Genomic DNA, 26,591 nt, shown 5'->3' with positions numbered 1-26,591 from the left:
GTCATTTCCGTGTCCAGACTGAAGACATTGCTGCTCAGCGGCTTGGATGCCGGACACCGCCCGCTCTACAGCGCGGCCGTCGCACTGATATCGCGAGGCGGCCGGACGGCTGACCTGGTTACTGTCGGTGAGCTGTCCCGGTACGCCGACGCGGACGGCACGCCGGCGCCACCGGAGACCCGCCAGCCCGCGTCGGAATCCACGATCTTCGACCTCGCCTCGCTGACCAAGCTGTTCACCACGACCGTGCTGCTCACCCTCGTCGAGGAGGGCAGGCTGGGCCTCGACGAGCCGATCGCCAGGTGGCTGCCGGCTTTCGGCGACGGCGAGCGCCGGCGGATCACCCTGCGCCACCTGCTCACCCACACCTCCGGGCTGCCGGCCCTGCTGCAGCTGTGGACCGACTGGCCGGACCGCGAGTCCCGGGTGCGGGCGGTCTTGCACGCCCCGCTGGTGAACCCGCCCGGCGCAGCCTTCGAATATTCCTGCGTGGGGTTCATGGTCGCCGGACTGCTGGCCGAGCGGGTCACCGGTAACCGGCTGCCCGACCTGGTGCACGAGCGGGTCTGCCGGCCGCTGGGACTGACCGACACCGGCTTCCGGCCCGACCCCGCACGCGCGGCCCGGGCCGCAGCCACCGAGCACCAGCCGTTCATCGGTCGGGGCATGCTGCGCGGCAGCGTCCACGACGAGAACTCGTGGTCCCTCGGCGGGACGGCGGGCAACGCCGGGTTGTTCGGCACCGCCGCCGACGTCGCCCGTTTCGGCGAGATGCTGCGGCAGGGCGGCGTCCTCGACGGGGTCCGCGTCCTGCGCCCGGACACCGTGGCGGAAATGACCCGCGATCAGCTGCCGCTGGCCATCGACCCGGGCTTCCGGCACGGCCTCGGCGTACGCATCGGCGACCCGCACTGGATGGGCGAGCTGGCGGCGGCCGGGGCCTTCGGCCACACCGGTTTCACCGGCACGTCCCTCCTGGTCGACCCCAGCCGGGACCTCGTGGTGGTCCTGCTCACGAACCGCGTGCACCCCAGCCGCGAATGGTCCGACATCGCGGAGATCCGCCGGGCCGTGGCCGAGTTCGCGGCGGACGAACCAGCGAGGCGGACGAGTCCGGGCTGCCGCAACGGTGGCTGTCCTGGCACTACCGCAGCCACGACGAGTCACTGATCGCCTTCTCCAACCGCTACTACTACGACAGCAAACCCTCCAGCCGGCCCTCGCCGGGCGCCGCCGACTCGGCCGGCATCAGCTGGCGCCGGGTGAACGGCCACTACGCCCGGGGCGGCGCGAGGAGCACCTGTTGCGGGCCGCATTGGAACTCCTGGGCTACCGGCGGCGAACCGAGAAGATCGACAAGCTGCTCCGGTACGGGCTGCACATCGCCGTGACGAGTGGCCGCATCCGGCGAGACAACGGCGGAGGCCTTTCGCTCGGTTGACGTTCGATCGACTCGGTCCCGTAGGCGGTGAGGATTTGGGGCGGCCCGGGCAGATCAGCCAGCGCGTGCCCGTTCAGGGAACGGTGATGCCGAGTTTGCCGAGTGCACCGGAGAAGTCGGCGAGTGCCTGGGGCACCTCGGCGAGGTCATAGCGCTTCGTTACCGGTACGCGCAGTCGACCGGCTACGACGTCGCTGGCGAGCCGGTCGAGGGTTGCCGGTTCCGGGCTGGCCATGATCGAGGTGGCGGCCGGGTGCTGGTCGGGGCCGAAGCCGATGGTGGAGGCGAGGCGCCCGTCGGGGGTGAGCAGCCCGGCCAGCTGCGCGCCGTCGCCGGCCAGGTGCACCACCGCGGGTACGCCGTCCGGGGCGAGCGCCCGGACCTGGCCGCTGAGGTCGGCGGTGTAGTCCACCGCTTCGGCGGCGCCCAGCTGTCGTACGAAGTCGGTGGCGGCGCCGGGGCGAGCGGTGGCGATGACGCGGGCGCCGGCCGCCGCGGCGTACTGGATCGCGAGCGCGCCGACGCCGCCGGTCGCGCCGGCGATCAGGACGGTTTCGCCCGGCCTGGGGGCGACGGCGTCCACCGCGTCGACCGCGGCGGTGCCCGCCAGCCCGAGCGCGCCCGCGATCGTCAGGTCCAGGCCCTCGGGGATCCAGGTGATTCCGTACTGGTCGCCCACGGCCAGGAGTTCGGCCCACGCGCCGTCTCGCAGGTACGGCTTCATGACCACCCCGAACACCGTGTCGCCGATGCCCAACCGGGTGGGCCCGTCGCCGACCGCCTCCACGGTGCCGGCGAAGTCCTTGCCGAGTACGACCGGGAAGCGGTACTCCATCCTGCCCTTGAGCTTTCCGGCCGCCGCCATCTTGTCGAAACCGTTGACGGAGGAGGCGCGCACCCGCACGAGCACCTCACCGGGGCGAGGGCCGGGCTGGGGCAGGTCGCCGGCCAGGGCCGGTGCCGCTTCAAGCTCCTGAAGTGTGATCGCCCGCATACGCTGGTCCCTTCGCAGAGCGCCTGTCCGGATTGCATGGGTCTCCGCCTGTTGACGTCTCGGTCCGCGGTCCGGGTTCCGGCCTTCCCGTACCGACCGCACCCAAACTGCGTCGCGACCACCGCTCCGGATCGGCGGCATGAGGTCCGCAGCTGACCGGCCAGCGTCGCTGGACATGCCGGTGGCCGGACGCTGGTGCGCGCCCGGCCACGCGCGCCTGGTCCAACCGTGGTTGGCCAGCGACTCCGCCTTCTCCTCTGTGGTGGGGCAGCATGGTGGCGGCGATGGCGGGCTTGCTCACGGTCGTACGGCCCGCACGGCTGGCGGAGGTAGAGCCGGGTGCGGTGGCGGTAGCCGCGCGTTGACCGGAACTGGCCCGCGACTGACGACGGCCCCCGGGGTGAACCCGGGGGCCGCTGTCTTGCTGCCATCAACGGTAGATGTGCGTCGGTGTGCCGATGCCGATGATCGACCACAGTCGGTTCATGGCCGGTATGGGCACCCGGACGCAGCCGTGACTGGCCGGGTAGGTCGGGACGGACGTGGCGCCGTGCACCGCGTAGCCGTAGTAGAAGTAGTTCGGCCGCCACAGCAGACCGAGCGAACTCTGCCGCCAGCCGTCGATGCGGCGCTGGATCTTGAAGTTGCCGGTCGGCGTCGGCGTGCTGGCCTTGCCGCTGGAAGCGTCCAGGATGCGTACCACGGACCCCTGGCGCGCCAGGTACACGACCTGCTTGGTCAGGTTCGCCTCGACGGAGTAGCCCGAGTGCGTGTACTTCGGCTTCGGGATCACCGGCCGGGCGAGGGCCCCCCAGGTCTGCGGCCCCACGATCCCGTCCCGGACCAGGTTGTTCACCTTCTGGAAGGCGACGACTCCGTGGTACGTGGAGGGTCCGAAGATCCCGTCGATGGGGCCCACGTCGTAGTGCAGCGCGGCGAGCCGGCGCTGAAGGGTTGTCACCGCCGTGCCGCGCGAGCCCTGCCGCAGTACCGGCTGAGCCGTTGTCGCGGCCACGGTCAGGGCGGCGGCATGAGCCGTATTCACCTCTGCCGTGGTGCGGACGCCGGCCGACGCCGAACTGGCGGGGATGGCCAGGCTGCCGGTGGCGACCAGGACTGCCACCCCGAGAGCGGTACGTGAACGGCGGTGGCGTTGATGAGTGGTGGATCGTGCGAAGGAAATCATCGTCCCTCCTTTCCGAACTGCCAGGATTTGACGGTAGTCGGCGGGGGCAAAGGATGGCTGTAGATGCGCCGCCATCGATATTGATATGACGCCTTCCCGGCTGACCCGCGGTCACGGTCACGTATCGGCGGTTCCTGCCCCCGGATACGGCGATAGGGTCTGGCCTGTGCGGACGAAGCAGGAGCTCGGGACGGTCATCCGGCGGGAGCGGCGTGCCGCGCTCGTCGTCAACGCCCACTCCCGCCGGGGTCGCCGGCTCTACGAGGGCGCCCGGTCGCGGCTGACGGCGGCCGGCTTCACCCTGCTCGGCACGTACCCGGTCGACCGGCCCGACGAGCTCGAGCGGAGCCTTGCCGAGGCCGCCGACCTCGGGCCGGACCTGCTGATCGCGGGCGGTGGCGACGGCACGATCGGCACTGCCGCGCGTCTGCTCGCCCACCGCGACATCGCGCTCGGCCTGCTGCCGCTGGGCACCACCAACAACTTCGCCCGCACGGTGGGCATCCCGCTCGACCTGGACGCCGCGGTCGCGGTCCTGACCGACGGCAAGGTGATCGACGTCGACCTCGGGCTCGTCGGCGACATGCGGTTCACCAACCACGTCGGCATCGGCCTCTCCGCCGACGTGATGCTCACGGCGCCGCCGCGCCTCAAGCGGGTCTCCGGCCGGCTCGCGTACCCGGTCACCGCCCTGGCGCTGCTGCGTCGGCACCGGCCGCTGCGCGCCACCATCCGCGCCGAGGGGCGGGAGCACGAGTTCGTCACCCACCAGCTGTACGTGGCCAACGGTGGGTTCCACGCCGGCCGGCCGATCACCGCCGACGCGAACGCCGACGACCGGCTCCTGGTCGCGTACCCGGTGGGCGGCCCGAGCCGCCGCGAGCTGCTGCGCGACACGGCCCGCAACGCGGCGACCGGGCACCGCCGCACGCTCGGCGACGACCCGTTCCTCGCCGTCCGCCAACTCTGGCTGGAGACCGACCCACCGGCGCGCGTCGAGGTCGACGGCGAGCCGTACGGGGAGACGCCGATCCGGATCGGCCTGGACCCCAACGCGCTGCGCGTCATGGCCGCCGCCGACAGCCCGGACCGCTAGGTGCCGCGGCTCACGACGTTGTTGCCGCCGGGTTGACCCGACGGTGTGATCACTGTGCCCATGTCGGTGTCCATGTCTCGGCGTCGCGGTGGTCGGGCCGGTTGGAGCCGAGGTAGTTGCGGAGCGTGGTGAGCGCGGGGTGCGGGTTGTCGCTGCGCCAGATCAGTGAGTGCGGGTAGACCGGTGTCGGGTGGTGCACGGCGACGCGCCGCAGGTCGTCGTCGGCGGGCCAGACGAAGCGGGTCTGTTCGCCGACGAAGGTCGCCAGCACAGCGGAGTCGGCGATCGTGTCGAGGAGCGGCTCGGTGCCGAAGTCGGGGCCGGTCGCCTCGATGGTGAGCCCGAACGCGGCGGCGAGGTCGTCGTAGTAGGCGGCCCATTCGGTACCGGCGACGATGCCGGGCATCCAGATCCTGTGCCCGGCGAGCTGGGCGGGTGCGACCGCGCGGGCAGCGGCGAACTCGTGGGCCGGTCCGGTGAGGAGCTGGATGGGCTCGTCGAGGACCCGGGCGGCCTCGATGCCGTCGGGGAGCTGCCGCGCGGGCAGGGTGACAGCGCGGAACGACGCATCGATCGTGCCGGCGCGGACAGCGGCGATGGCCGTGTCCGCGTCGAAGAGAGTCACGACGTCGAGTTCGGTCTCGGGGTGCGCGCGGTGAAAGCCGCGCAGCAGACCGGCTGGCGCGAGCCGCCGGCCGATCACGTCGACCCGCAGCGGGCGACTGCCGGGCCGCACGGAAGCGGCTGCCCGCTCTTCGGCTTGGAGGAGATCGCGGGCGTGGGGCAGGAACGCCTGCCCGTCGATGGTGAGCTGGGCTCCGCGCGCGGTGCGGGTGAACACCCGCACACCAAGATCCTTCTCCAGGGCGGCGATGCGCTTGGAGACGGCCTGCTGGGTGATCGACAGGTGGGCGGCGGCTTCCTGAAACTGCCCCGCGTCCGCGACGGCGACGAACGTGCGCACGGCGTCGAGATCCACGCCGAGCAGCATAACTGCACAACTTCTGGTTGTGCCTTGCCCGGCGGATCGGTTGTTTGATCAGCCAGTCCCTGTTCGCTTTGATGTCACTGGTCAACGCGAAGTTGTTCGGGTGAGACGGCGAGAGGGTGCGCTGGGCGTGGCGGGTGGGCGGTCGCTGGGGTGGCGGTTCGGGTGGCTGTGGGCGTCGTACGCGGTCAGCACGTTCGGCACGCGGCTCGCGTTCGGCGCGTTCCCCTTGATCGCGATCCTCGTGCTGCACGCCGGGCCGACGGAGGTGGCCGTCCTCGCGGCTGCCGGGCTGGCGGTGGGGGCGGCGGTGGCGGTGCCGCTCGGCCCGTGGGTGGAGTTCCGCCGCAAGCGGCCGGTGATGGTCGCGATGGACCTGGCTCGGTTCGTGGCGTTGATGAGCGTCCCCGCCGCGTTCGCGCTCGGCTGGCTCAGCTTCGTCCAGCTCCTGGTCGTGTCGGTCATTGTTGCCGCGGCCGACATCACCTTCAACGCGGCCAGCGGCGCATATCTGAAGGCGCTCGTACGGCCGCGGGACCTGCTCGTCGCGAACGGGCGGTTCGAGGCCACGAACTGGACCGCGACCGTGCTGGGACCGCCGCTCGGCGGGGCCGCGATCGGGCTGTTCGGCCCGGTGATGACCGTGGTGGCCGATGCGGTCAGCTACCTGCTCTCGGCGGTGGGGATCCGGGCGATCGGCGGCAGCGAACCGCGCGCCGTGCGAGCCGACGCACCGCCACGGCTCCGAGCCGGCGATCTGCTCGACGGGTGGCGGCACATCCTCACCCACCCGGCGTTGCGTCCGCTGTTCTTCAACACGATCCTGGTCAGCAGCCTGATCATGGCGACCTCGCCGCTGCTCGCCGTCCTCATGCTCGGCCACCTCGGGTTTGCCCCCTGGCAGTACGGCCTGGCCTTCGCGCTGCCGTGCGTCGGCGGTCTGATCGGCTCACGACTGGCCCGCCGACTTGTCGCGCGGTTCGGGCAGCGCAACGTCATGCTCACCGCGGGGGCGCTGCGCGCGTGCTGGTCGCTCGGGTTGGCCTTCATCCGCCCCGGCGCCGCCGGGCTGGTGCTCGTCATGGCCGTCGAGCTTGGGCTGATCACCTGCATGGGCGTGTTCAACCCGGTGTTCGCCACCTACCGGCTCGACCACACCGCGGCGGACCGGGTCGCCCGCACCCTGACCGCGTGGTCGGTCACCAGCAAAGCCACCATCGCGGCCATGACCGCCCTGTGGGGCCTGCTGGCCGGTATCACCAGCCCCCGGACCGCGATCGCGATCGCCGGTCTCCTGATCCTGACAACCCCGCTCCTGCTCCCTCGACACGACCACGTGCCGCAGCATGAGCGGGAACTGGTCCAGAGTCACCGATGACACACCGCGATTCGCCGCCCCGGTCCGAGGTGGTCCGCCGTCCTCCTCTGTGGACGGGACTTCGGTGATCGGACCGCAGGCCCGCTCCACGGCGGGCGACATCCGCCGGCACGGTTGATCAGGAGAAGTGCGTCTTCGGGCGGGCGAGCCGCTCCCCGTCGACGGTCAGATCGACCTTCTCGTTGTAGAAGGCGATCAGTCCGGCGATCGGCAGGAGTGCCCCGGTGGGGAAGTCGTACGACCAGGCCAGGTCCGGGTGGTCCGTGCCGTCGACCCGCACCGACCAGTAGGCGCTGGTCCGGCCCTTGTACGGGCAGGCGGTCGTCGTCGCCGACGGCACGAGGTGCCGGAAGTTCACGTCGGTGCGGTTGAGGTAGTAGCGGGTCGGCAGCCCGGTCTCGAAGACCAGCACGGGCGACGTCGACTCGGCCAGCACCGTCCCGTTGAGCTCCACCCGTACGGTGCGGGTGGAGCGCAGCGCGTCCACCCGGGCGTACGGGTTGCGGGGGTGGACGAAGACCTCCTCGTCCTCCTCGAACCAGCGGTCCATCGCGGCCCAGTCGAACCGGACCGTGTCCCTCAGCCCGGGCAGCGCGTCGTCCCCGTACCACCGCCCGCACGACGGACGGGCGGTCTCGCCGACCCGCAGCCCGTGCAGCCGGGCGGTGCCGCGCCGGGACCCCTCCGTGCGCTCCTCGTCGACCAGGAGACCCCGGGCCACGTCGGCGATCGGGATGTAGTACTGCGGGTAGAACGACGACTCCCACACGTACCGGGCATGGGTGCTGTCCAGTACCTGCTCACCGGCGAGGAACGCGCGGATCCGGCGGGGCGCCGGCTCGATGTGGTCGACCGGGGTGATCGCCTTGGGATAGTCCGGCACCTCGTCCTCCCGCCGCAGCAACATACCTCTGCCCGGCCCGCACCGGCGCGGGCCGACCCCGCACGTCCGTCCCGGTGCTAGCCGCGCGTGCGCTGCACGAACGGCGCGGTCGGGTCGGCGACCTCCCCGAACTCCGCCGGGAGCTGGGACACGACGTCGTCGTACCCCTCGGGTGTGAGGGCCTCGCGGAGGACGTCGAACACCGTGGTCACCCCGTCCTTCGCCTGTGTCACGTCCACGTCGGCGCGCCCGCTGACCCGTGCCAGGAACACGTCGAGTCCGAACCGCTCGGCGGTCTCGCCGGAGCCGAAGGCGTACGCCCGCAGCCCCTCGGGAAGCTGGCCGGCGAGGTCACGCGCCTCGCCGCCGTCGATCCGTTCCGCCAGGGTCGTCAGCGTGGCCCGCGTGACCGCGGTCGCCTGCTCCGATGACGTCCCTGAGCGCTTCGCCACCAAGCCGATGAACTCGTTGTCGTCCACCTTCAGGGCCTTTCTCTCGGATGTCAGCGGCGTCTTCCCGCGCACCGCCGCCTCAAACGGGAAAGCGCGCCGGCGCCACCGGGCGGCGGGGCGACCCGTTCCGGGATCCCGTGCGGACCTCACTAGGGTGGGCGACTGCGCCAGGACGGCGCCGCCGATGACGCCACCACGTCGCAGTCGTGAGGGAGTGGGCCGCATGACCGGGTCTCTTGACGGGGTGCTCGTCGCCGACTTCAGTCGGGTTCTCGCCGGGCCGTACGCCACCATGCTCCTGGCCGACCTCGGCGCCGACGTGGTGAAGGTGGAACGGCCCGGCGCGGGTGACGACACCCGCGCCTGGGGTCCGCCGTACGACCACGACGGCACCGCTACCTACTACCTGTCCGTCAACCGCAACAAGCGGTCGGTGACGTTGGATCTGACCGATCCGGAAGACCTGGCCGTCGCCCGGGACCTGGCGTACCGGGCGGATGTGATCGTGCAGAACTTCCGTCCCGGCACGATGGAACGCCACGGCCTGGGTCACGCCGACATCGCCGCCGCCAACCCGCGTGCCGTCTACTGCTCGATCACCGGCTTCGGCTCAGGAGCGGGCGCCGACCGGCCCGGATACGACCTGCTCGTCCAGGCCGTCGGCGGGCTGATGAGCGTCACCGGCGCCCGGCCGGGCGAGCCGGTCAAGGTCGGGGTCGCCCTGGTCGACGTGATCACCGGGCTGCACGCCACCGTCGGCATCCTGGCCGCGCTGCGCCACCGCCAGGCCACCGGCGCCGGCCAGCACGTCGAGGTCAACCTGCTCTCGTCGTTGCTGTCCGCGCTGGTCAACCAGGCATCCGGCTACGTCTCGGCCGGCGTGGTCCCGGGCATCCTGGGCAACTCGCACCCGAGCATCGTGCCGTACGAGCTGCTGCCCACCGCCGATCGGCCGCTCGCGGTGGCGGTCGGCACCGACGCGCAGTTCGGCGCGCTGTGCCGGGCCCTCGGCATCCCCGCCGTCGCCGAGGACCCGCGCTACGTCAGCAACGCCGACCGGGTACGCCACCGGGAAACGCTCATCACCACCTTGTCCGAGCGAACGTCGCTGCGCTCCGCCGACGACCTGGCCGCGGCGCTCAGCCGCCTCGGCGTGCCGTGCGGGCCGGTCAACGACCTCGCCGGAGCCTTCAGCCTCGCCACCGAGCTCGGGCTGGCGCCGGCCGTGGAGATCCCCGGGCCGGAACGGCCGCAACCGGTGCGTCAGGTCGCCCACCCGATCACGCTCTCGGCCGCGCCCGCGGTCTACCACCGGCCACCGCCCCGGCTCGGTGAGCACACCGCGGAGGTGCTCACCTGGCTGGCTTCCGGCAAGCCGAGCGGCCCTGCCTCCCAGGTCAGCGGCCGGTGAACGTCGCCCTGCCCGGGCCCTCGTCGAGGAACGAGCGCACCGCCCCGCGCAGGTCCGCCGTGCGGTACAGGTCGGCGGCGATTCCCGTGACGTGCCGGTTGGCCTCGGGGACGCCACCCTCGGCGAAGTGGTCCAGCACTCTCTTCGTGGCGGCGTGGGCGCGCGTCGGGCCGGCGGCGAGCTGCCCGGCGAACGCCCGCGCCGCCGCGTCGAAACCCGCGTCCGGGAGGACCCGGTTGACCACGTTCCACCGCTCCAGCGCGGCGGCCGAGTAGCGCTCGCCGGTCATCACGAACTCCTTCGCCCGGCCGACGCCGGCCCGCGCCGCGAGGCGCTGGGTGCCGCCCATGGTGGGGGTCAGCCCGACCACCTTCTCCACCAGGCCGAAGCTCGCCCGCTCGGCCGCCAGGATGATGTCGCAGGCAACCGCCACCTCGAACGCCCAGGTCAGGCAGAGCGCGTGGGCGGCGAAGACGGTGGGGAACTCCAGCGCGGCGATCCGGTCAGGCAGCGTGAGCATCCGGTCGAAAAGGATCTTCGCCTGTTCCGGTGACTGCTGGGCGGCGAAGAGGCTGACGTCCACGCCGGCGCTGACCACCCGGCCGTCGAAGCGGATCAACAGGGCCCGCGTGTCGACCGGCAGCCGGTCGAGTGCCGCGTCGAGCTGTTCGTGCAGGTCGAGGGTGTAGAGATTGAGCGGCTCGGCGTCGATGGTCAGCACGGCCAGCCCCGAGGGCTGGATCTCCAGGCGGGTGAGGGCAGGCTGTTCGGTCATCGACGCAGCCTAACCGCGGCAACGGGCTGCCTCCGGGACAGCCGCCGGTGGGAGAGCCGGGCTAGGCTACGGCGGTGACGCGTTGGCGCCCCGCCGCTACGACGGATGTCGATCGTCTGACGGCGCTCCTCGCCGCCTGCGAGCAGGCCGATCCCGTCGGCCTCGAAGTCGAGCCCGACCAGGTCCGCGCCCGGCTGGTCCGGCCCGGCCTCGACCTCGCCCGGGACACCCTCGTCGCCGAGGACGCCGCCGGCCGGCTCGTCGCCTACGTCGAGGTCGCCGACATGGGCCTCGGCCCGGGCGTGCTGCGCATCCGGCTCACCGGCGCGATCGATCCGTCGGCGCGCGACACCGCCACCCGGCGCGTCCACGACTGGCTGAACGACCGGGCCGCGGAGCTGCGGCGGGAGCGCCGGCCGGACCTGCCCGCGATGCTCGGCACCCGCTGCGGCGCGAGCGACCGGCGCCGCCTCGACCTGCTCACCGCGGCCGGCTTCGCCGTCGTGCGCTGGGAGCAGACCCTCGTCCGGGACCTGGACCAGCCGGTCTTGTCGGCGCCGGCCCCGGCCGGCGTATCGCTCGTCCCCTTCGACCCCCGGTACGACGAGCAGACCCGGCTCACCCACAACGAGGCGTACGCCGACAGCCCGACGGCGATGATCCCCGACCGGGAGAGCTGGCCGGCGCACGCCACCGGCCTGCCGACCTTCCTGCCGGAGGCCTCCGTCCTGGCGCTCGCCCCGGACGGGCCGGACGGCAACCCCGTCGTCGGCTTCCTGTTCACCCTCGACCATGTGGACGTCCGCGGTCGGGCGGCCGCGCTGCTGCACTGCCTCGGCACCCGGCCGACGTGGCAGGGCCGGGGCGTGGCCAGCGCCATGCTCGCCCAGACCCTGGTCACGTCCCGCGAGGCCGGTCACCGGCGGGCGGAGCTGCACGTGGGCAGCGACAACCCGGTGGCCGGCCGCCTCTACACCCGGCTCGGCTTCAGCGACACCGGCCGGGGACACGCCATCCTCACCCGGCAGCTCCCGGCCGACTGATCCGTCACGTCGCCGTCACCCTGCGGGCGGCTGGCCGAAGACGGGCCGCCAGCATCCAGTGGGCCGCGACCAGGGGTGCCACGCCGACCGGGTACCAGAGCAGGTCCGTCGGGTCGAACTGGACACCCAGCACCAGCCGGGCCAGCAGGCTGCGCGCCGACAGCGCGGCCGGGATGCCGGTCAGCTGCGCGCACTCGACGGCCCAGCAGAAAGCGACCGCGACCGCGCCCGCCGGCAGCGGGGACATCCGTGGCCACAGGAACAGCACCCCGGCGTAGACCATCGACGCGTAGAGGGCGGTGCCGGAGTACTGCTCGAGCCGGCCGCCGGAGAGGGCCCGGATGGTGAGCGCGACCCCCAGGAACAGGGCCGCCGCCACCAGCATGAGCACCCGGACCAGCGCCGGCCTGATCGACATCCGGCCGATGCTACCGGCGGGGCCGGGCCCCATGCCGCCCAGGCGACCCGGCGACCCGGGTCCCTACGGCGCGTCCGAGGCGGCCCGCCGGCCGGCGCTGAAGGTGGCCAGGGTGAGCGCCTACATCAAGGACGGCATCGCGGGCAGTTCGCGCAAGAGCTGACCACCCTCCAGACGTCCCTGCGTCAGCTCCGCCCCTGAGCTAGGCCACCCGGGGCGCGGGCAGGATCGGCAGGGCCGCGCGGTGCGTCGTACCCGAGACGTCGCCGGTCTGGTCGACGGCCGGCTCCGGCAACGCGGCCTCGACCGCGACGGCGGCCCCCGCCGCGGGCCCGTCGCCGGCCGGCGCGACCGACGGCCCCGCCACCGACGCCTCGATCCCGGTGAGCAGGGTCGTCAGTCGCCGCACATCGTCGACGGGCATCCGGAAGGAGCCGCGGCACAGCGTGCCGCTCCACAGGGACACCACCACCGCGCCGCGGTCCGGGTGGTAGCTGACGCGCATCGTCCGGTCCTCGCCGCGCAGGTCGGTGAACAGGTCACCGAAGCTGGGCATCGGTCGCACCTCTCCCATCCACCCAGCATGCCCGAGGCTGCTGTGCGGGGCTAGTGCGGTGTCCCCACCGCAAACCCGGTGAACGTTAGTGGACACCGCACTAGAGGGCGTCGAACGGCTTCGCGTACGCGAACTCGCCCCGGATCGTCGGCTGCCAGGCGCTCAGCGGGCGGGCCATGAAGAAGCGCGGCCCCCACGGACCCGGCGGCGTCACCGCCAGGTCCACCGCCGGCCGGAAGCCGAACCGCGGGTAGTACTCCGGGTGCCCGAGCAGCACCACCAGGGGCTCGTCCCGCGCGTCGGCGGCGCCCAGCACCGCGTGCATCAGCGCCGAGCCGACACCGCGGCGCTGCCAGGCCGGCAGCACGCCGAGCGGCCCCAGGCCGAGCGCGACCGGCGCGCCGGCGACCGTGCCGCGGGTGCAGACCACGTGGCCGACGACCTCGCCGCCCGCGTCGGTGGCGACGAGGGAGAACGCGGGCAGCCAGCCGTCGTCCGCGCGGAGCGCGTCGACCAGGGTTGCCTCCACCGGTACGGCGCCCGGGGCGTCGCCCTTCGCGAAGGCGGCGGTGTGCACGGCGCGGACGGCGTCGACGTCGGCGGGGGTTTCGCGTCTGATCAGCATCGCGGACACGATAGGCGCACCGGGACGTGGCACGCGCCCGAATTTCGGCGGCGGGCGGCTCAGTCCCCGAGCCCCTCCAGCAGGGCCTTCAGCCGGGCCAGGTCCTTGCGGTTCGCCCGGCGCCCGACACCAGCTCGACGATCTCGTACGTGTAGGCGAGCCGCCGGCCGAGGAAGTGCGCCACGAAGGCGACCCGGGAGCCGACCCGCAGCGGCGGCGGCGTCAGCCACTGCACGGACCTGATGTTGACGTACCAGTCCGGGGCGTTCGACGGGTCGCCCGCGTACGCGGCCACCTCGGCGACCGGGCGGTCGATCACCACCTCCGACACCACGTCCACCGGCACCGGAGCTCCCATCTGTCGTACGGACGGCTGCATCCAGTGTGAGCGCCCGCCGCTGGCCCCGCCGGCCGAACCGGGCGGACCGGCAGGGCGGCGGGTAGCGTGCAAGGCGGGACGATCAGCGAGGAGGCTCCGGGTGGAAACCACGACCGTGGACGTGCCGACCAGCGACGGTGTCGCGGACGCGTATCTCGTCCGGCCGGACGGGGACGGGCCGTTCCCGGCGGTCCTGGTCTTCATGGACGCGTTCGGGCTGCGGCCCCGGCTGGCCGAGATGGCCGAGCGGATCGCCGCCCGGGGCTACGTCGTGCTGGTGCCCAACCTGTTCTACCGGGCCGGCCGGGCGCCGCTGGTCGACCTGTCCGGGCTCGCCGACCCGGAGCGGCGGGGCGCGATCTTCGGCCAGCTCATGCCGTTCATCGGGGCGCTGACCCCGGACGCGGTCGCCCGTGACGCCGGCGCGTACCTGGACTTCCTGGAGGCGCGGGAGGACGTCGCGGCGGGGCCCGTCGCCATCACCGGCTACTGCATGGGCGGCACCAACGCGCTGCGCGCGATCGAGGCGTACCCGGACCGGATCGCGGCGCTGGCCAGCTTCCACGCCGGCCGGGTCGTCACCGACGCGCCGGACAGCCCGCACCTGGGCGTCGGGTCGGTCACCGGCGAGGTGTACTTCGCCCACGCCGACAACGACCAGTCGATGACCGCCGAGCAGATCGCCACCCTGGAAAAGGCGCTCGAAGCCGCCGGGGTCACCTACCGCTCCGAGCTGTACGCGGGCGCGCCGCACGGCTTCACCATGGCCGACACCGCGATGTACGACGAGCCGGCGACCGAGCGGCACTGGACCGCCCTGTTCGACCTGCTCGAACGCACGTTCCGCCGCTGACCCGCCCTGCCTCCGGCCGGGACCCGGCGGCAACCACCCGACCGGGGACGATTCACCCGCCCCCGGCCGGGTAACCGCCCCCGTGCCCGACGACCGTCCCGCCGACTCCGTCCGGTCGCCGCTCGACGAGGTCGTCGAGCGGGGCGGCCGGGTGGTGGACCGGGCCCGGCGGCAGGGCGGGCAGGCCGGTCGGATCCGGCTGCGCCAGCTGGAGGTCACCATCGTGATCGCCGTGCAGGCGGGGCTGGCCGCCGCGCTGGCGGCGCTGGTCGCCCAGCATCTGCTGGGCCCCGGCGCGCACGTCTTCGCCCCGGCCGCCGCGGTCGGCACCATCGCCACCGCCCTCGGCCAGCGGGCCCGCCGGACGTTCGAGCTGCTCGTCGGCGTGGGACTCGGCATCGTCGTCGGGGACCTGCTGCGCTTCGTCCTCGGCTCCGGGCCCTGGCAGACCGGTCTGGTCGTCGCCATCGCCATCGCCACCGCGCTGCTGGTCGCCGGCCGGGGCGGCGCACTGGTCGGCCAGGCCGGCGGTACGGCCGTGCTGATCGCCACCCTCGCCCCGACGCAGCCCGGCCTGGAGTGGCCCCGGATCTTCGACGCCCTGGTCGGCGGCGTGGTCGGCATCCTGGTGGTGGCCCTGCTGCTGCCGATCAACCCGATGCGGGTGCTGGACCGGGCGGTGGAGCCGGTCATCGCCGGCCTGACCGACCAGCTGGACGCGGTGGCGCGGGCCCTGTCCGCGCGCGACGCCGACGCGGCGATCCGGGCGCTGGAACAGCTCCGTGGCCTCGACGCCGACGTGGCCCGGCTGAACGATGCGCTCAGCGGCGCCGACGAGGTGGTCACCCTCGCGCCGGTCCGCTGGCACCGCCGGGCGCAGTACCAGCGGTACGCCCTCGGCGCGGAACACCTGGAACGGCTGATCTTCTACGCCCGGTCCGTGGCCCGCCGATCGGCCACCGCCCTGCAGTACGGGGAGCCGGTTCCGGCCCAGCTTCCCGCCGCCATCGAGCGGCTGAGCGAGGCCGTTCGGGCGATGCACCAGGAGCGCCGGAAGGGTCGGGACCCGGAGCGTGCCCGGCAGCTCACCCGGGAGAGCGCCGAACTCGCCGGCCGGGCCTGGGCCGAGGGGGTGCGGTCCTACGGCGACGCGATGGTCACCGACCTGCGGACGGGGGGCAGCGAACTGCTCCGGGCGACCGGGTACGAACCGGACGACGCAAACCGGATGGTGCGGCAGGCGGCCGGCCGGGGGCAGGCGGCGGTGCGACCGCTGGCCCGGGTCCACCTGCACCGGCCGCGCCGGCGCCCCGGGGCGGCCCGCACCCGGCGGCACCGGCGGTCGACCGCGCGAACCCACGGCCGACGCTGGGGCTCGCGCAGTCCACGAGTCTGAAAGTGGCCCGCCACCGGGTCCGGCCCGGCTGACTACCGTCTGGCCATGAGCCTCGATCCGCCCGAGTTGCGCCGTCGGTTCGCATCGCTGACCACCGCACACGTGGCCGACGCCTGCCTGCGGGCGGCGGTTCCGGTCCGCTGCGCGCCCGCCGCCGTACGGCCCGTCCTGCCCGGTGCCCGGCTGGCCGGCCGGGTCGCACCCACCCGGCACGTCGGCAGCGTCGACATCTTCCTGGAGGCGATCGACCGGGCGACCCCGGGCGAGGTGCTGGTCGTCGACAACGCCGGCCGTACCGACGAGAGCTGCGTCGGTGACCTGGTGGTGCTGGAGGCGCAGGCCGCCGGCCTGGCCGGCGTGGTGATCTGGGGCCTGCACCGGGACACCGCCGACATCCGGGCGGTCGGGCTGCCGGTGTTCAGCCTCGGCGCGATCCCCACCGGCCCGCAGCGCCTCGACGCCCGTCCGCCGCAGGCGTTGACGTCGGCGGCGGTGGGGGAGTGGACGGTGGACGCCGACGACGTCGCGCTGGGCGACGATGACGGGGTGCTGTTCGTGCCCGCGCGGCGCGCCGGTGAGCTGCTCACCCTCGCCGAGTCGATCCGGGACGCCGAGCGGCGGCAGGCCGAGCGCATCCGCGCCGGCGTCCCGCTGCGGGACCAGGTGCGCTTCGCCGCCTATCTCGCCGGGCGGGCCGAGGACCCCGCGCTGACCTTCCGCGCGCACCTGCGCGCGGTCGGCGGGGCGATCGAGGAGTGAGGGGTCAACCGCACGCGGTCGGGGACGGCGGGGCGCTGCCGCCCTGCGGCGCCTCGGCGGTCATCAGCCGGACGATCTCCGCCCGGTCGGCCGCCGACGGCAGGCCCCACCCGGGCCGGTAGCCGTAGACCTCGCGCAGCGGGGTGGAGGCGGTCCGGCCGTCGAGGATCTCCACCGCGTCGGTGTCGATCAGGCCGGGATGTTCGACGCCGCAGGCCTCGGCGACCTTGACCAGGTCGCGGCGCAGCGTACGGAGGTAGTTGGCGGCGCGTACCGACTTCAGCGTCGGGTCGAGGCCCCGGGCCAGCCAGGGGTTCTGGGTGGCCACGCCGGTCGGGCAGGTGTCGGTGTGGCACTTCTGCGCCTGGATGCAGCCGATCGCCAGCATCGCCTCCCGGCCGACGTTGACCATGTCGCAGCCGAGGGCGAACGCGACCACGGCGTTGTCGGGCAGGCCCAGCTTGCCGCCGCCGACGAAGACCGTCCGCTCGTGCAGGTCCTTCTCCGCGAAGGCCCGGTAGACCCGGGTGAAGCCCTGCTGGAACGGCAGCGACACCGAGTCGGTGAAGATCAGCGGCGCGGCGCCGGTGCCTCCCTCGCCGCCGTCGACGTTCACGAAGTCCACGCCCCGGCCGGTGTCCCGCATCAGCGTGGTCAGCTCGTCCCAGAAGCCCAGGTCGCCGACGGCGGACTTGATGCCGACCGGCAGTCCGGTCTCGGCGGCGAGGAGCTCCACCCAGTCGAGCAGGCTGTCGCAGTCGGAGAACTCGGCGTGCCGGGACGGGCTGACACAGTCCTGGCCCTGCGGGACGCCCCGGGTCGCGGCGATCTCCGCCGACACCTTCGCCCCGGGCAGCAGCCCGCCGAGGCTCGGCTTCGCCCCCTGGCTCAGCTTGACCTCCAACGCCCGCACGGGCGCGCCGGCCACCAGGTCCCTGAGCCGGTCCAGGCTGAACCGCCCCCGCTCGTCCCGGCACCCGAAGTACGCGGTGCCGAGCTGGAACACCAGGTCACCGCCGTTGCGGTGGTACGGCGACAGGCCGCCCTCGCCGGTGTTCTGCAGGCAGCCGGCCAGCGCGGCGCCCTTGTTGAGCGCCTCCACCGCCCGGCCGGAGAGCGAGCCGAAGCTCATCCCGGAGATGTTGACCACCGAGCCGGGCCGGAACGCCTTCGCCCGGCCGCGCGGGCCGCCGAGGACCTTGGCGCAGGGCAGCTCCACCTCGTGTCCGGCGGTCGGCGTCGACGGCGGCACCGCCCGGCCGAACGTCCGGTGCTTGATGATCGGATACCCGGGGGTGTACTCGATGTCGTTGTCCGTGCCGAAGCCGAAGTAGTTGTTCTCCTTCTTCGCCGAGGCGTAGATCCAACGGCGCTGGTCCCGGGTGAACGGCCGCTCCTCGTTGTTCCCGGCGACGATGTACTGCCGCAGCTCCGGCCCGATCGCCTCCAGCAGGTACCGGGCCCGGCCGATGACCGGGAAGTTGCGCAGCAGCGCGTGGTCGCGCTGCAGCAGGTCGCGCGCGGCGAGGGCGGCGACGGCGGCGGAGACGACGGGTACGGCACGACTGGCCCACTTCATGCCCGCCTCTCTCCCCGGCCGGCGTGTGCGCGAAACTACCGGGCGTCGTGCGCGGCCACCAGCCGCCTGGGTGCCTTGTTGCGCCACGCGTGCTCGACCAGTTCCAGGAGGCGCTGCTCCGAGATCTTCGCCAGGTCTACCCGGAGGCCGACGAAGATCATGGTGGCGGACCTGCGCGACACCTCTTCGTACACGGTGGGGTCGTCCGCGACCGCGACTGCGGCCTCCTCCCGGCTCACCGACAACAACCCGGTCCGCTCGCCCTTCTCCACGCCGGCGAAGGGCTTTCCTTCCTGGTCAGACCGCGCACCGCTGGGCAGCGGTCGCCGTTGTCAACGCGCTGCGCCCGGCTGGCAACTCACCTAGTGTCGAACCGTTCGCGTTCCAGTCCGTTTCGTCGGAAAGATTCTGAGATGGGTGTGCGCACCTGGATCGAGGGCTGGCCGGTCTATCGCCAGCTCACCGGCACCGATCCGCTTGGCCGGGGCGCCGCGGCCAAGTCCGCGCGCTCCACGTCGCTGACCGCCCGCACCGAGACCGCCGATTCGGTGGCCAGGTCGGTCTGCCCCTACTGCGCCGTTGGCTGCGGGCAGCGGGTGTACGTCAAGGACGGGCAGGTCACCCAGATCGAGGGCGACCCGGACAGCCCGATCTCCCGGGGCCGGCTGTGCCCGAAGGGCTCCGCGAGCAAGAACTACGTGACCAGCGAGCTGCGCCAGCAGAAGGTGCGCTACCGCCGGCCGTACGGTACCGAGTGGGAGGAGCTCGACCTCGACACGGCGATGCACATGATCGCCGACCGGGTCCTCGCCGCCCGTGACGTGACCTGGGAGGACGTCGACGACTCCGGCCGGCCGCTGAACCGGACGCTGGGCATCTCCAGCCTGGGCGGGGCGACGCTGGACAACGAGGAGAACTACCTCATCAAGAAGCTGTTCACGGCGATGGGGGCGCTCCAGATCGAGAACCAGGCCCGGATTTGACACTCCGCCACCGTTCCCGGTCTGGGGACCAGCTTCGGTCGCGGCGGCGCGACGGACTTCCAGCAGGACCTGATCAACTCGGACTGCGTCATCATCCAGGGCTCCAACATGGCCGAGGCCCACCCGGTGGGCTTCCAGTGGGTGATGGAGGCCAAGGCCCGCGGCGCCAAGGTCTTCCACGTCGACCCGCGGTTCACCCGGACCAGCGCGGTCGCCGACACGTACCTGCCGATCCGGGCGGGCACCGACATCGCGCTGCTCGGCGGCGTGGTGCGGTACATCCTGGAGAACGAGCTGGACTTCCGTGACTACGTGGTCGCCTACACCAACGCGGCGACGATTCTCACCGAGGGCTACCGCGACACCGAGGATCTGGACGGGTTGTTCTCCGGCTTCAAGCCGAACAACGCCAGTTACGACCAGGCGAGCTGGCTGTACGAGGGGCACGAGCCCATCGGCGCGGTGCGCGACACGGAGACCCAGCGGGAGACCGCGGCCGGGTTGGAGCACGAGTCGCACGGCGCACCGATCGGCGGGCAGGCCGAGCGGGACGAGACGCTGCGGCATCCGCGCTGCGTCTACCAGATCCTCAAGCGCCACTATGCCCGCTACACCCCGGAGATGGTCGAGCGGGTCTGCGGCATCCCGCCGGAGAAGTTCCTGGAGCTGGCGCGCGCCTGGACGGAGAACTCCGGCCGGGACCGGACCAGCATGCTCGTCTACTCGGTGGGCTGGACGCAACACAGCTTGGGGGTGCAGTTCATCCGCATCGGCGCGATCATCCAGCTGCTGCTGGGTAACGTGGGCCGCCCGGGCGGCGGGATCATGGCCCTGCGGGGACACGCCAACATCCAGGGCTCGACGGACATCCCGACGCTGTTCAACCTGCTGCCCGGCTATCTGCCGATGCCGCACCACGCCGACCACCCGACGTTCGACGACTGGATTGAGAGCATCCAGCATCCGGGCCAGAAGGGCTTCTGGGGCAACGCGAAGGCATACGGGGTCAACCTGCTCAAGGCGTACTGGGGTGACGCGGCCACCGCCGAGAACGATTACTGCTACGACTACCTGCCGCGGATGACCGGCGACCACGGGACGTACCAGCAGGTGCTGGACATGATCGACGGCAAGGTGAAGGGCTACTTCCTGCTCGGCCAGAACCCGGCGGTCGGCTCCGCGCACGGCCGCGCGCAGCGGCTAGGCATGGCCAACCTGGACTGGCTGGTGGTCCGCGACCTGTTCATGATCGAGAGCGCGACGTTCTGGAAGAACGCCCCCGAGATCGAGACCGGTGAGATCGTGACCGAGCGGTGCCGCACCGAGGTCTTCTTCCTGCCGGCGGCCTCGCACGTCGAGAAGGAGGGCACGTTCACCCAGACCCAGCGGCTGCTGCAGTGGCGGGAGAAGGCCCTCGACCCGCCCGGCGACTGCCGCTCCGAGCTGTGGTTCTCCTACCACCTCGGCCGCATCATCCGCGAACGGCTGGCGGGCTCGACCCGGCCGCGCGATCGGGCGCTGCTCGACCTCAACTGGAACTATCCGACGCATGGCCCGCACGCCGAGCCGAGCGCCGAGGACGTGCTGCGCGAGATCAACGGTTACGAGGTGGCCACCGGCCGGCCGCTGTCGCTGTTCACCGAGATGAAGGACGACGGTTCCACAGCCGGCGGGTGCTGGATCTACTCCGGGGTGTTCGCCGACGGTGCCAACCAGGCTGCCCGCCGCAGGCCCGGCTCGGAGCAGACCTGGGTGGCCCCGGAGTGGGGCTGGGCCTGGCCGGCCAACCGGCGGATCCTCTACAACCGTGCCTCGGCCGATCCCGATGGCAAACCGTGGAGCGAGCGGAAGAAGTACGTCTGGTGGGACGAGGGAAAGGGCGAGTGGACCGGCTACGACGTGGCGGACTTCGAGAAGACGAAGCCGCCGTCCTATCGGCCGCCCGAGGGAGCCACCGGTGTGGAGGGGCTCGCCGGCAACGACCCGTTCATCATGCAGGGCGACGGCAAAGGCTGGCTGTACGCGCCGACCGGGGTGCTCGACGGGCCAATGCCCACCCACTACGAGCCGGCCGAGTCGCCGGTGAGTAACCCGCTCTACGGCCAGCAGGCCAACCCGACCCGCAAGGTCTATACGCACCCGGTCAATTCGCTCAACCCGAGCCCGCCGGAGCCGCACAGCGAGATCTTTCCGTACGTCTTCACGGTCAGCCGGCTCACGGAGCACCACACGGCGGGCGGGATGAGCCGGACGGTGACACACCTCGCCGAGCTGCAGCCAGCGATGTTCGTCGAGGTGTCGCCGGAGTTGGCGGTCGAGCGGGGGTTGACCCACCTGGGCTGGGCCCACCTGGTCAGCGCGCGCGCCGCCATCGAGGCGCGCGTCATGGTGACCGACCGGCTCACGCCGCTGCGGATCGACGACCGGATCATCCACCAGATCTGGCTGCCCTATCACTGGGGATATGAGGGCCTCACCCGAGGCGACTCGGCCAACGACCTGTTCGGGATCACGCTCGACCCCAATGTACTGATCCAGGAGAGCAAGGTCGGTACCTGCGACATCCGACCCGGTCGACGGCCGAGGGGTCGGGAGCTGCGCGACCTCGTCGCCGATTACCGGCGGCGGTCGGGGGACCTCTTCTCGCACTACCCGCCGATCGTCACCACCGGCGCTGCGGACAGCGGCGGCGACCAGGAAACCTGATCGATGCTCCATGCCAACAGCCGGTACGGCCCGGTGGGCCCGGCGCCTCACGCAGGCTCGGAAGCCCCACCGCGGATGGGGTCGACACCAGCGCCCGCATCGGATGCAGCGCCGTTGTCGTCGGCCGCCGGCCGGCGACGAACTGGCACGCTCAAGCTGGTCCGCTACCAGGATGCGGGCCAGTGGGCGCGGCGCCGAAGCGGGCGGCGAAGGCGGCGTACACCGGACCATCGGCCCGGTCGAGCACCGCGAAGCTCACCTGGTCGAACCAGCCGGCCGCGTCGGCCAGGGCCAGCGCGAACGCCTCCGCCACGGTGGCCGGGTCGTTGCGGAACACTCCGCAGCCCCACGCGCCGAGCACCAGCCGCCGGTGTCCGTGCGCCGCGGCGACCGCGAGGACCCGGCGCGCCCGGGTCCGCAGCACCGGCGCCACCCGGTCGATGTCGGCGGGCTGGTTGCGCAGCACCGCGCCCCGATTCGGCGCGGCCGCGGTCAGGAAGGACACCTCGTGGGCGGCGTCGAGCAGCCGGCCCTTGTCGTCGCGGAACACCGGCACCCGGGGGGATTGGATGACCCGGTCGCTGTAGAGCAGGTCCCGCTGCTCGCGGTGGAACTCGTAGAACTCGCCGACGGCGGTGAGGCAGGGGAAGAGCGCGGAGGCCCGCGCGATGCTCTCCTCCTGGGCCTGGGCCCCGGTCCGGAAGCCGCCGCCAGGGTTCTTCGCCGAGGCGAAGACCAGTGCGGCGACGGCCCCGTCCTCGACGAGCCGCCGGGCGGCCACCAGGGCGCTCTCCCCGGTCACCTCGACGGCCGGCGCGCCGCCGCCGGTAGGCGGTGTGGGCAGCGGATCGTCGGGCAGGTGCAGCCGGGTGCCGGCGACGGCGGCACGCACCCGGCCCGCGAGGTCGACCCGTGCGCCGGCGGTGTTGCGGTAGTGGCCGGCGTCGAGGATGTCCAGGGTGTCGCGGGCGATCGCCCGCAGCCGCGTACTCATGATCGCCGATTGTGCGGCAGTGGCGTGGGTGGCGACGACCGGTTATCGGGCCGGCAGGTGCTGGACGACCTGGATCGGGTTGCCGTCCGGGTCGGCCGTCCAGGCGATCAACAGCCGGTCGAGCCAGATGTGCGGCGCCGCGAGGGCGGGCGCACCGTCGCCGGTGACCTTCTCGTACGCGGCGGCGGTGTCGTCGGTCCACAGGACGACCGCCGCGCGCTGGCCCGACGGTACGGGGGCGAGGCCGTGGTCGTCGCGGGTGGAGTCGACCGACGCGATGCCGATCCGGTAGCCGTCGAGGGTGAGGTCGACGTGGATCGGCTCGCCCTCGGTGGGCACCCGGAAGGTCTCGGTGAACCCGAGGCGCGCGTAGAAGGCGGCCGCCCGGGTGACGTCCTCGCTGAACAGGATGACCTGCGGCGTGCGGAACATCGACACCCGTGGACCATACAACGTCCGCTCGGGGGGTCAGTCCGGCAGGCGGGGCATCTCCAGGCCGGGGTCGCGGCCGAGCAGCACCGCCCGGGTCAGCGCCGCCGACCCGAACCGGTCCCGGACCGCGTCCACCGCGGCGTCGAGGTCGGCGCCGGGATCACGGTCGAACGGCAGCGGCAGCTGCTCGTGCCCGTCGTCGAGGTTGCCGACCGACACCCCGATCAGCGTGACGCCCCGGGCGTCGATCTCCGGCAGCGCCGTCCGCAGCAGCGCCCGCGCCGCCGCCAGCAGCGGCCCGGTCTGCGCCGTCGCCTTGGACAGGGTGTGCGAACGGGTCGCCCGGGTGTAATCGCCGAACCGCAGTCGCAGCATCACCGTGCGGCCGGTCCGGCCGGCGCCACGCATCCGTCGGGTCACCCGGTCGACGAGCCCGGCCAGGACGGCGTCGAGGTCCGCGGGGGAGTGCGGCTCCCGGCCGAGGGCGTGCTGCGCGCCCATCGAGGACCGCCCCCGGCCGACCTGCACCGGGCGCGGGTCGCGGTTGTGCGCCAGGGCGTGCAGGTGCCGACCGGCGCCCGGGCCGAGCAGGGAGACCAGGGTCGCCTCGCCCAACCGGGCCACCTGCCCGACGGTACGGATGCGCCGGTCGCGCAGCTTCGCCGCGGTGACCGGGCCGACGCCCCAGAGCCGCTCCACCGGCAGCGGGTGCAGGAACTCCAACTCGCGGTCCGGCGCGACGACCAGCAGGCCGTCCGGCTTCGCCACCCCGCTGGCCACCTTCGCCAGGAACTTCGTCCGGGCCACCCCGACGGTGATCGGCAGGCCGACCCGTTCCCGGACCTCGCGGCGCAGTCGGACGGCGATGTCACGTGGCGGGCCGGCGAGGCGGCGCAGGCCGCCGACGTCGAGGAACGCCTCGTCGATGGAGAGCCCCTCGACCAGGGGAGTGGTCCCTCGGAAGATCTCGAACACGGCCCGGCTCGCCGCCGTGTACGCCGCCATCCGCGGCGGCACGACGATCGCGTCCGGGCAGAGCCGGCGCGCCTGCCGCCCGCCCATCGCGCTGCGCACCCCGCGCGCCTTCGCCTCGTAGCTGCACGCCAGCACCACCCCACCGCCGACGATCACCGGCCGGCCGCGCAGCCGTGGGTCGTCCCGCTGCTCGACCGACGCGTAGAACGCGTCCAGGTCGGCGTGCAGGATGGTGGCGTCGCCCGACACGAACACATGTTCGCATGGCCGGCTCGCCGTACTTCAGTGACCTGCCGAAACGGTGACTGCCGGACGCCCTTTCTCAGGCCGGTCGGGCGGCTCGTGCCGCGACGCGCGGACGCCGGAGTCCTATGATCGGCGCATGGCGATGTACCTCGTCACGCTCCGCCGGTCCGGCCCCCGGTGGGACCCGGCGCGGCCGGTGGAGGAGCAGCTCGACTGGTCGGCGCACGCCGCGTTCATGGACGGGCTCGTGGCGTCGGGCTTCGTCGTCCTCGGCGGCCCGTTGGCCGACGAGCGCCGCGTGGCGCTCGCCGTCGAGGCCGAGTCGGAGGGCGCCGTGCGCGCGACGCTCGCGCGTGATCCGTGGAGCGGTTCGCACCTCGAAATAGACAGCGTCGAGCCGTGGACCGTCCGGCTCGACGGGCGCCGGCCCGCCTAGCGGCGGGACCGCGGACGGGCGCCGGAACGGCCACCGCTGGAGACGTCGCCCGCGAGCGCCGACGGCGATGTTCCATTTCCCGCACGCACCGTCACCGGATCGCAGACAGTGGGAGCGAGGCCGGGCGGGGATCGGGTCGACGTCGCCGGTCCGCCGGTGGCGGTGCCGAGCGGGTGGAGGTGGCATGACCGGGTTGCGTACCGACCTGTACGAGCTGCGGATGGCGGCCAGCTACCTGCGCCGCGACATGGTGGAAGCCGCCACGTTCAGCCTCTTCGTCCGCCGCCTGCCGCCCCGGCGCGGCTTCCTGGTGGCCGCCGGGCTGGCCGAGGCGCTGGCGTTCCTCGAGGGCTTCGCGTTCGACGACGACGAGCTGGGCTACCTGCGCGACGTCGTCGGCCTCGACCACCCGACCGTGGCGGCGCTCGCCGGGCTGCGGTTCACCGGGGACGTGCGGGCCGTGCCGGAGGGCCGCGTGGTCTTCGCCGACGAGCCGCTGGTGGAGGTGACCGCGCCGATCGCCGAGGCGCAGCTGGTGGAGACCGGCGTGCTGAACCTGATCACCTTCCACACCACGGTGGCCAGCAAGGCCGCCCGCTGCCGGCTCGCCGCCGGGGACGCGGAGCTGGTCGATTTCGCCTTCCGCCGTACGCACGGGATCGAGGCGGGGGCGGGGGTGGCGCGGGCGTCGGCCATCGCCGGCTTCGCCGCCACCAGCGACGTCGAGGCAGCCCGACGCTACGGCCTGCGACCGTCCGGGACGATGGCCCACTCGTACGTCGAGGCGTTCCCCGACGAGCGGGCCGCGTTCCGCGCGTTCGCCGCCGACTTTCCCACCAACCCGATCTTCCTCGTCGACACCTACGACACGCCCGCCGGCGTGCGGGCCGCCGTCGACGTCATCACCGAGCTCGGGGTGACCGGGCCGCTCGGCGTCCGGCTCGACTCGGGCGATCTGGCCGACCTGGCCGAGCAGACCCGCGCGATCCTGGACGGCGCCGGGCTCACCCAGGCGAAGATCGTGGCCAGCGGCAGCCTCGACGAGGACGTCATCGCGGCCCTCGTCGCGCAGGGCGCACCGATCGACGCCTACGGCGTCGGCACCCGGATGGGCGTCTCCTTCGACGCCCCGTCCCTGGACAGCGCCTACAAACTCGTCGCCTTCGGCGACCGGCCGGTGCTCAAGCTGTCGCCCGGCAAGGCCACCCTGCCCGGCCCCAAGCAGGTCTTCCGTGACCCCACCGGGGCGAGCGGCGACGTGGTCGGGCTGCGCGACGAACCGCCACCGGCGGGCCGCGAGCCGTTGCTCGTGCCGGTCATGCGCGGCGGACGTCGCGTCGAGGCCGCCGATCCGGCCGGTGAGGTGCAGGCCGCGCGCCGCCGGTTCGACGCGGACCTCGCCTGGCTGCCCGAGGCTGCGCGCCGGCTGGCCGACCCGACCCCGCTCACCGCGACGGTGAGCCCCGGCCTCACCGAGCTGCGGGACCGGGTGACCGCGCAGGTGGGGCGGGCCGGCGCGTACTGATCAGGCGGCAGGTGCGACCCGAGGCAGCAGCCGAACCGTGGCGCGGCCCCCACCAACCCCGACCAGGCCGTAGGTTGACGCC

The 26,591-nt window shown here is 73.0% G+C and carries 27 protein-coding genes; 12 read left to right on the top strand and 15 right to left on the bottom strand.

Features of this window, described 5'->3' with window-relative positions:
• Window positions 1–9: 9 nt before the first annotated feature.
• Window positions 10–1,170 carry a serine hydrolase domain-containing protein gene (locus tag ACTWO6_RS18610; protein WP_446215102.1) on the top strand — a complete coding sequence of 387 codons (1,161 nt, stop codon included), beginning with the start codon at window positions 10–12 and terminating at the stop codon, window positions 1,168–1,170.
• Window positions 1,171–1,514: 344 nt separating this feature from the next.
• On the opposite strand, the gene ACTWO6_RS18605 is transcribed toward ACTWO6_RS18610, so the two are convergent.
• Together ACTWO6_RS18605 and ACTWO6_RS18600 are read right to left on the bottom strand one after the other, a co-directional pair.
• Entirely contained in the window at window positions 1,515–2,435 is a 921-nt protein-coding gene (locus ACTWO6_RS18605; protein ID WP_446215101.1) for an NADP-dependent oxidoreductase, read from the bottom strand.
• A 430-nt stretch (window positions 2,436–2,865) separates the two neighbouring features.
• Window positions 2,866–3,558, bottom strand: coding sequence for a L,D-transpeptidase family protein (locus ACTWO6_RS18600; protein WP_446215100.1), 693 nt, complete (start codon window positions 3,556–3,558; stop codon window positions 2,866–2,868).
• Between the two features lie 229 nt (window positions 3,559–3,787).
• On the opposite strand from ACTWO6_RS18600, the gene ACTWO6_RS18595 reads away from it, so the two are divergent.
• Window positions 3,788–4,717: a diacylglycerol/lipid kinase family protein gene (locus ACTWO6_RS18595; protein WP_446215099.1), complete on the top strand. Its 930-nt coding sequence runs from the start codon at window positions 3,788–3,790 to the stop codon at window positions 4,715–4,717.
• A 49-nt stretch (window positions 4,718–4,766) separates the two neighbouring features.
• On the opposite strand, the gene ACTWO6_RS18590 is transcribed toward ACTWO6_RS18595, so the two are convergent.
• Window positions 4,767–5,696, bottom strand: a complete 930-nt coding sequence (locus tag ACTWO6_RS18590) for a LysR family transcriptional regulator (RefSeq protein ID WP_446215098.1) — start codon at window positions 5,694–5,696, stop codon at window positions 4,767–4,769.
• On the opposite strand from ACTWO6_RS18590, the gene ACTWO6_RS18585 reads away from it, so the two are divergent.
• The gene (locus ACTWO6_RS18585; RefSeq protein WP_446215097.1) at window positions 5,674–7,083 is read left to right on the top strand and encodes an MFS transporter; all 1,410 of its coding nucleotides are present in this window, start codon (window positions 5,674–5,676) and stop codon (window positions 7,081–7,083) included. The two genes, ACTWO6_RS18590 and ACTWO6_RS18585, sit on opposite strands and share 23 nt — an antisense overlap.
• 118 nt (window positions 7,084–7,201) lie before the next feature.
• Here ACTWO6_RS18585 and ACTWO6_RS18580 read toward each other — a convergent pair whose 3' ends face one another.
• Both ACTWO6_RS18580 and ACTWO6_RS18575 read right to left on the bottom strand, forming a co-directional pair.
• The gene (locus ACTWO6_RS18580; RefSeq protein WP_446215096.1) at window positions 7,202–7,990 is read right to left on the bottom strand and encodes a DUF427 domain-containing protein; all 789 of its coding nucleotides are present in this window, start codon (window positions 7,988–7,990) and stop codon (window positions 7,202–7,204) included.
• Window positions 7,991–8,043: 53 nt separating this feature from the next.
• Complete coding sequence (locus tag ACTWO6_RS18575; protein ID WP_130335672.1) at window positions 8,044–8,445, bottom strand: DUF2267 domain-containing protein; 402 nt, start codon at window positions 8,443–8,445, stop codon at window positions 8,044–8,046.
• A gap of 196 nt (window positions 8,446–8,641) precedes the next feature.
• Here ACTWO6_RS18575 and ACTWO6_RS18570 point away from each other — a divergent pair, with 196 nt between their 5' ends.
• Window positions 8,642–9,829: a CaiB/BaiF CoA transferase family protein gene (locus ACTWO6_RS18570; protein WP_446215095.1), complete on the top strand. Its 1,188-nt coding sequence runs from the start codon at window positions 8,642–8,644 to the stop codon at window positions 9,827–9,829.
• Here the strand turns inward: ACTWO6_RS18570 and ACTWO6_RS18565 are convergent.
• Entirely contained in the window at window positions 9,816–10,604 is a 789-nt protein-coding gene (locus ACTWO6_RS18565; RefSeq protein WP_446215094.1) for an enoyl-CoA hydratase/isomerase family protein, read from the bottom strand. The two genes, ACTWO6_RS18570 and ACTWO6_RS18565, sit on opposite strands and share 14 nt — an antisense overlap.
• Before the next feature lie 74 nt (window positions 10,605–10,678).
• Between ACTWO6_RS18565 and ACTWO6_RS18560 the strand changes: the two genes are divergently transcribed.
• Window positions 10,679–11,647, top strand: a complete 969-nt coding sequence (locus tag ACTWO6_RS18560) for a GNAT family N-acetyltransferase (RefSeq protein WP_446215093.1) — start codon at window positions 10,679–10,681, stop codon at window positions 11,645–11,647.
• A gap of 4 nt (window positions 11,648–11,651) precedes the next feature.
• On the opposite strand, the gene ACTWO6_RS18555 is transcribed toward ACTWO6_RS18560, so the two are convergent.
• Window positions 11,652–12,065, bottom strand: coding sequence for a ribosomal maturation YjgA family protein (locus tag ACTWO6_RS18555; RefSeq protein WP_446215092.1), 414 nt, complete (start codon window positions 12,063–12,065; stop codon window positions 11,652–11,654).
• 31 nt (window positions 12,066–12,096) lie between these two features.
• On the opposite strand from ACTWO6_RS18555, the gene ACTWO6_RS18550 reads away from it, so the two are divergent.
• On the top strand, window positions 12,097–12,228 hold the full coding sequence (locus ACTWO6_RS18550; protein ID WP_446215091.1) for a hypothetical protein: 132 nt from the start codon (window positions 12,097–12,099) through the stop codon (window positions 12,226–12,228).
• 39 nt (window positions 12,229–12,267) lie between these two features.
• Here ACTWO6_RS18550 and ACTWO6_RS18545 read toward each other — a convergent pair whose 3' ends face one another.
• From ACTWO6_RS18545 to ACTWO6_RS18535, 3 genes are all read right to left on the bottom strand, one after another.
• Complete coding sequence (locus tag ACTWO6_RS18545) at window positions 12,268–12,639, bottom strand: hypothetical protein (RefSeq protein ID WP_446215090.1); 372 nt, start codon at window positions 12,637–12,639, stop codon at window positions 12,268–12,270.
• A gap of 82 nt (window positions 12,640–12,721) precedes the next feature.
• Window positions 12,722–13,246, bottom strand: a complete 525-nt coding sequence (locus ACTWO6_RS18540) for a GNAT family N-acetyltransferase (protein ID WP_446215089.1) — start codon at window positions 13,244–13,246, stop codon at window positions 12,722–12,724.
• An 88-nt stretch (window positions 13,247–13,334) separates the two neighbouring features.
• The gene (locus ACTWO6_RS18535; protein WP_446215088.1) at window positions 13,335–13,604 is read right to left on the bottom strand and encodes an SRPBCC family protein; all 270 of its coding nucleotides are present in this window, start codon (window positions 13,602–13,604) and stop codon (window positions 13,335–13,337) included.
• Window positions 13,605–13,725: 121 nt separating this feature from the next.
• Here ACTWO6_RS18535 and ACTWO6_RS18530 point away from each other — a divergent pair, with 121 nt between their 5' ends.
• The 3 genes from ACTWO6_RS18530 (at window position 13,726) to ACTWO6_RS18520 (ending at window position 16,633) form a co-directional block, all read left to right on the top strand.
• On the top strand, window positions 13,726–14,478 hold the full coding sequence (locus ACTWO6_RS18530) for a dienelactone hydrolase family protein (RefSeq protein ID WP_446215087.1): 753 nt from the start codon (window positions 13,726–13,728) through the stop codon (window positions 14,476–14,478).
• A gap of 82 nt (window positions 14,479–14,560) precedes the next feature.
• Window positions 14,561–15,874, top strand: a complete 1,314-nt coding sequence (locus ACTWO6_RS18525; RefSeq protein WP_446215086.1) for an FUSC family protein — start codon at window positions 14,561–14,563, stop codon at window positions 15,872–15,874.
• Window positions 15,875–15,919: 45 nt separating this feature from the next.
• A complete protein-coding gene (locus ACTWO6_RS18520; protein WP_446215085.1) occupies window positions 15,920–16,633 on the top strand; it encodes an RraA family protein in 714 nt (237 codons plus the stop codon).
• A 4-nt stretch (window positions 16,634–16,637) separates the two neighbouring features.
• Here the strand turns inward: ACTWO6_RS18520 and ACTWO6_RS18515 are convergent, their stop codons facing one another.
• Window positions 16,638–18,212, bottom strand: coding sequence for an FMN-binding glutamate synthase family protein (locus ACTWO6_RS18515; protein ID WP_446215084.1), 1,575 nt, complete (start codon window positions 18,210–18,212; stop codon window positions 16,638–16,640).
• 35 nt (window positions 18,213–18,247) lie between these two features.
• A complete protein-coding gene (locus ACTWO6_RS18510; RefSeq protein ID WP_446215083.1) occupies window positions 18,248–18,484 on the bottom strand; it encodes a hypothetical protein in 237 nt (78 codons plus the stop codon).
• A 141-nt stretch (window positions 18,485–18,625) separates the two neighbouring features.
• On the opposite strand from ACTWO6_RS18510, the gene fdh reads away from it, so the two are divergent.
• Window positions 18,626–21,901: a formate dehydrogenase gene (gene fdh / locus ACTWO6_RS18505; protein ID WP_446215082.1), complete on the top strand. Its 3,276-nt coding sequence runs from the start codon at window positions 18,626–18,628 to the stop codon at window positions 21,899–21,901.
• Between the two features lie 151 nt (window positions 21,902–22,052).
• On the opposite strand, the gene ACTWO6_RS18500 is transcribed toward fdh, so the two are convergent.
• Genes ACTWO6_RS18500 through dinB form a run of 3 tightly spaced genes read right to left on the bottom strand, consistent with a single transcriptional unit; the run spans window position 22,053 to window position 24,551 of the window.
• The gene (locus ACTWO6_RS18500) at window positions 22,053–22,895 is read right to left on the bottom strand and encodes a TIGR02452 family protein (protein WP_446215081.1); all 843 of its coding nucleotides are present in this window, start codon (window positions 22,893–22,895) and stop codon (window positions 22,053–22,055) included.
• Window positions 22,896–22,937: 42 nt separating this feature from the next.
• Window positions 22,938–23,327 (bottom strand): VOC family protein, encoded by a 390-nt coding sequence (locus tag ACTWO6_RS18495; RefSeq protein ID WP_446220696.1) that lies wholly within the window; start codon window positions 23,325–23,327, stop codon window positions 22,938–22,940.
• Between the two features lie 36 nt (window positions 23,328–23,363).
• Window positions 23,364–24,551, bottom strand: a complete 1,188-nt coding sequence (dinB, locus tag ACTWO6_RS18490; RefSeq protein ID WP_446215080.1) for a DNA polymerase IV — start codon at window positions 24,549–24,551, stop codon at window positions 23,364–23,366.
• A gap of 133 nt (window positions 24,552–24,684) precedes the next feature.
• Here dinB and ACTWO6_RS18485 point away from each other — a divergent pair, with 133 nt between their 5' ends.
• Window positions 24,685–24,984, top strand: a complete 300-nt coding sequence (locus tag ACTWO6_RS18485; RefSeq protein ID WP_446215079.1) for a hypothetical protein — start codon at window positions 24,685–24,687, stop codon at window positions 24,982–24,984.
• Between the two features lie 184 nt (window positions 24,985–25,168).
• Entirely contained in the window at window positions 25,169–26,509 is a 1,341-nt protein-coding gene (locus ACTWO6_RS18480) for a nicotinate phosphoribosyltransferase (RefSeq protein WP_446215078.1), read from the top strand.
• Window positions 26,510–26,591 lie beyond the last annotated feature (82 nt).

It is taken from the genome of Micromonospora sp. IBHARD004, from assembly GCF_052814115.1.
Note: the sequence above shows the minus strand (reverse complement) of the source record. Positions and strands in the feature narration are given on the sequence as shown.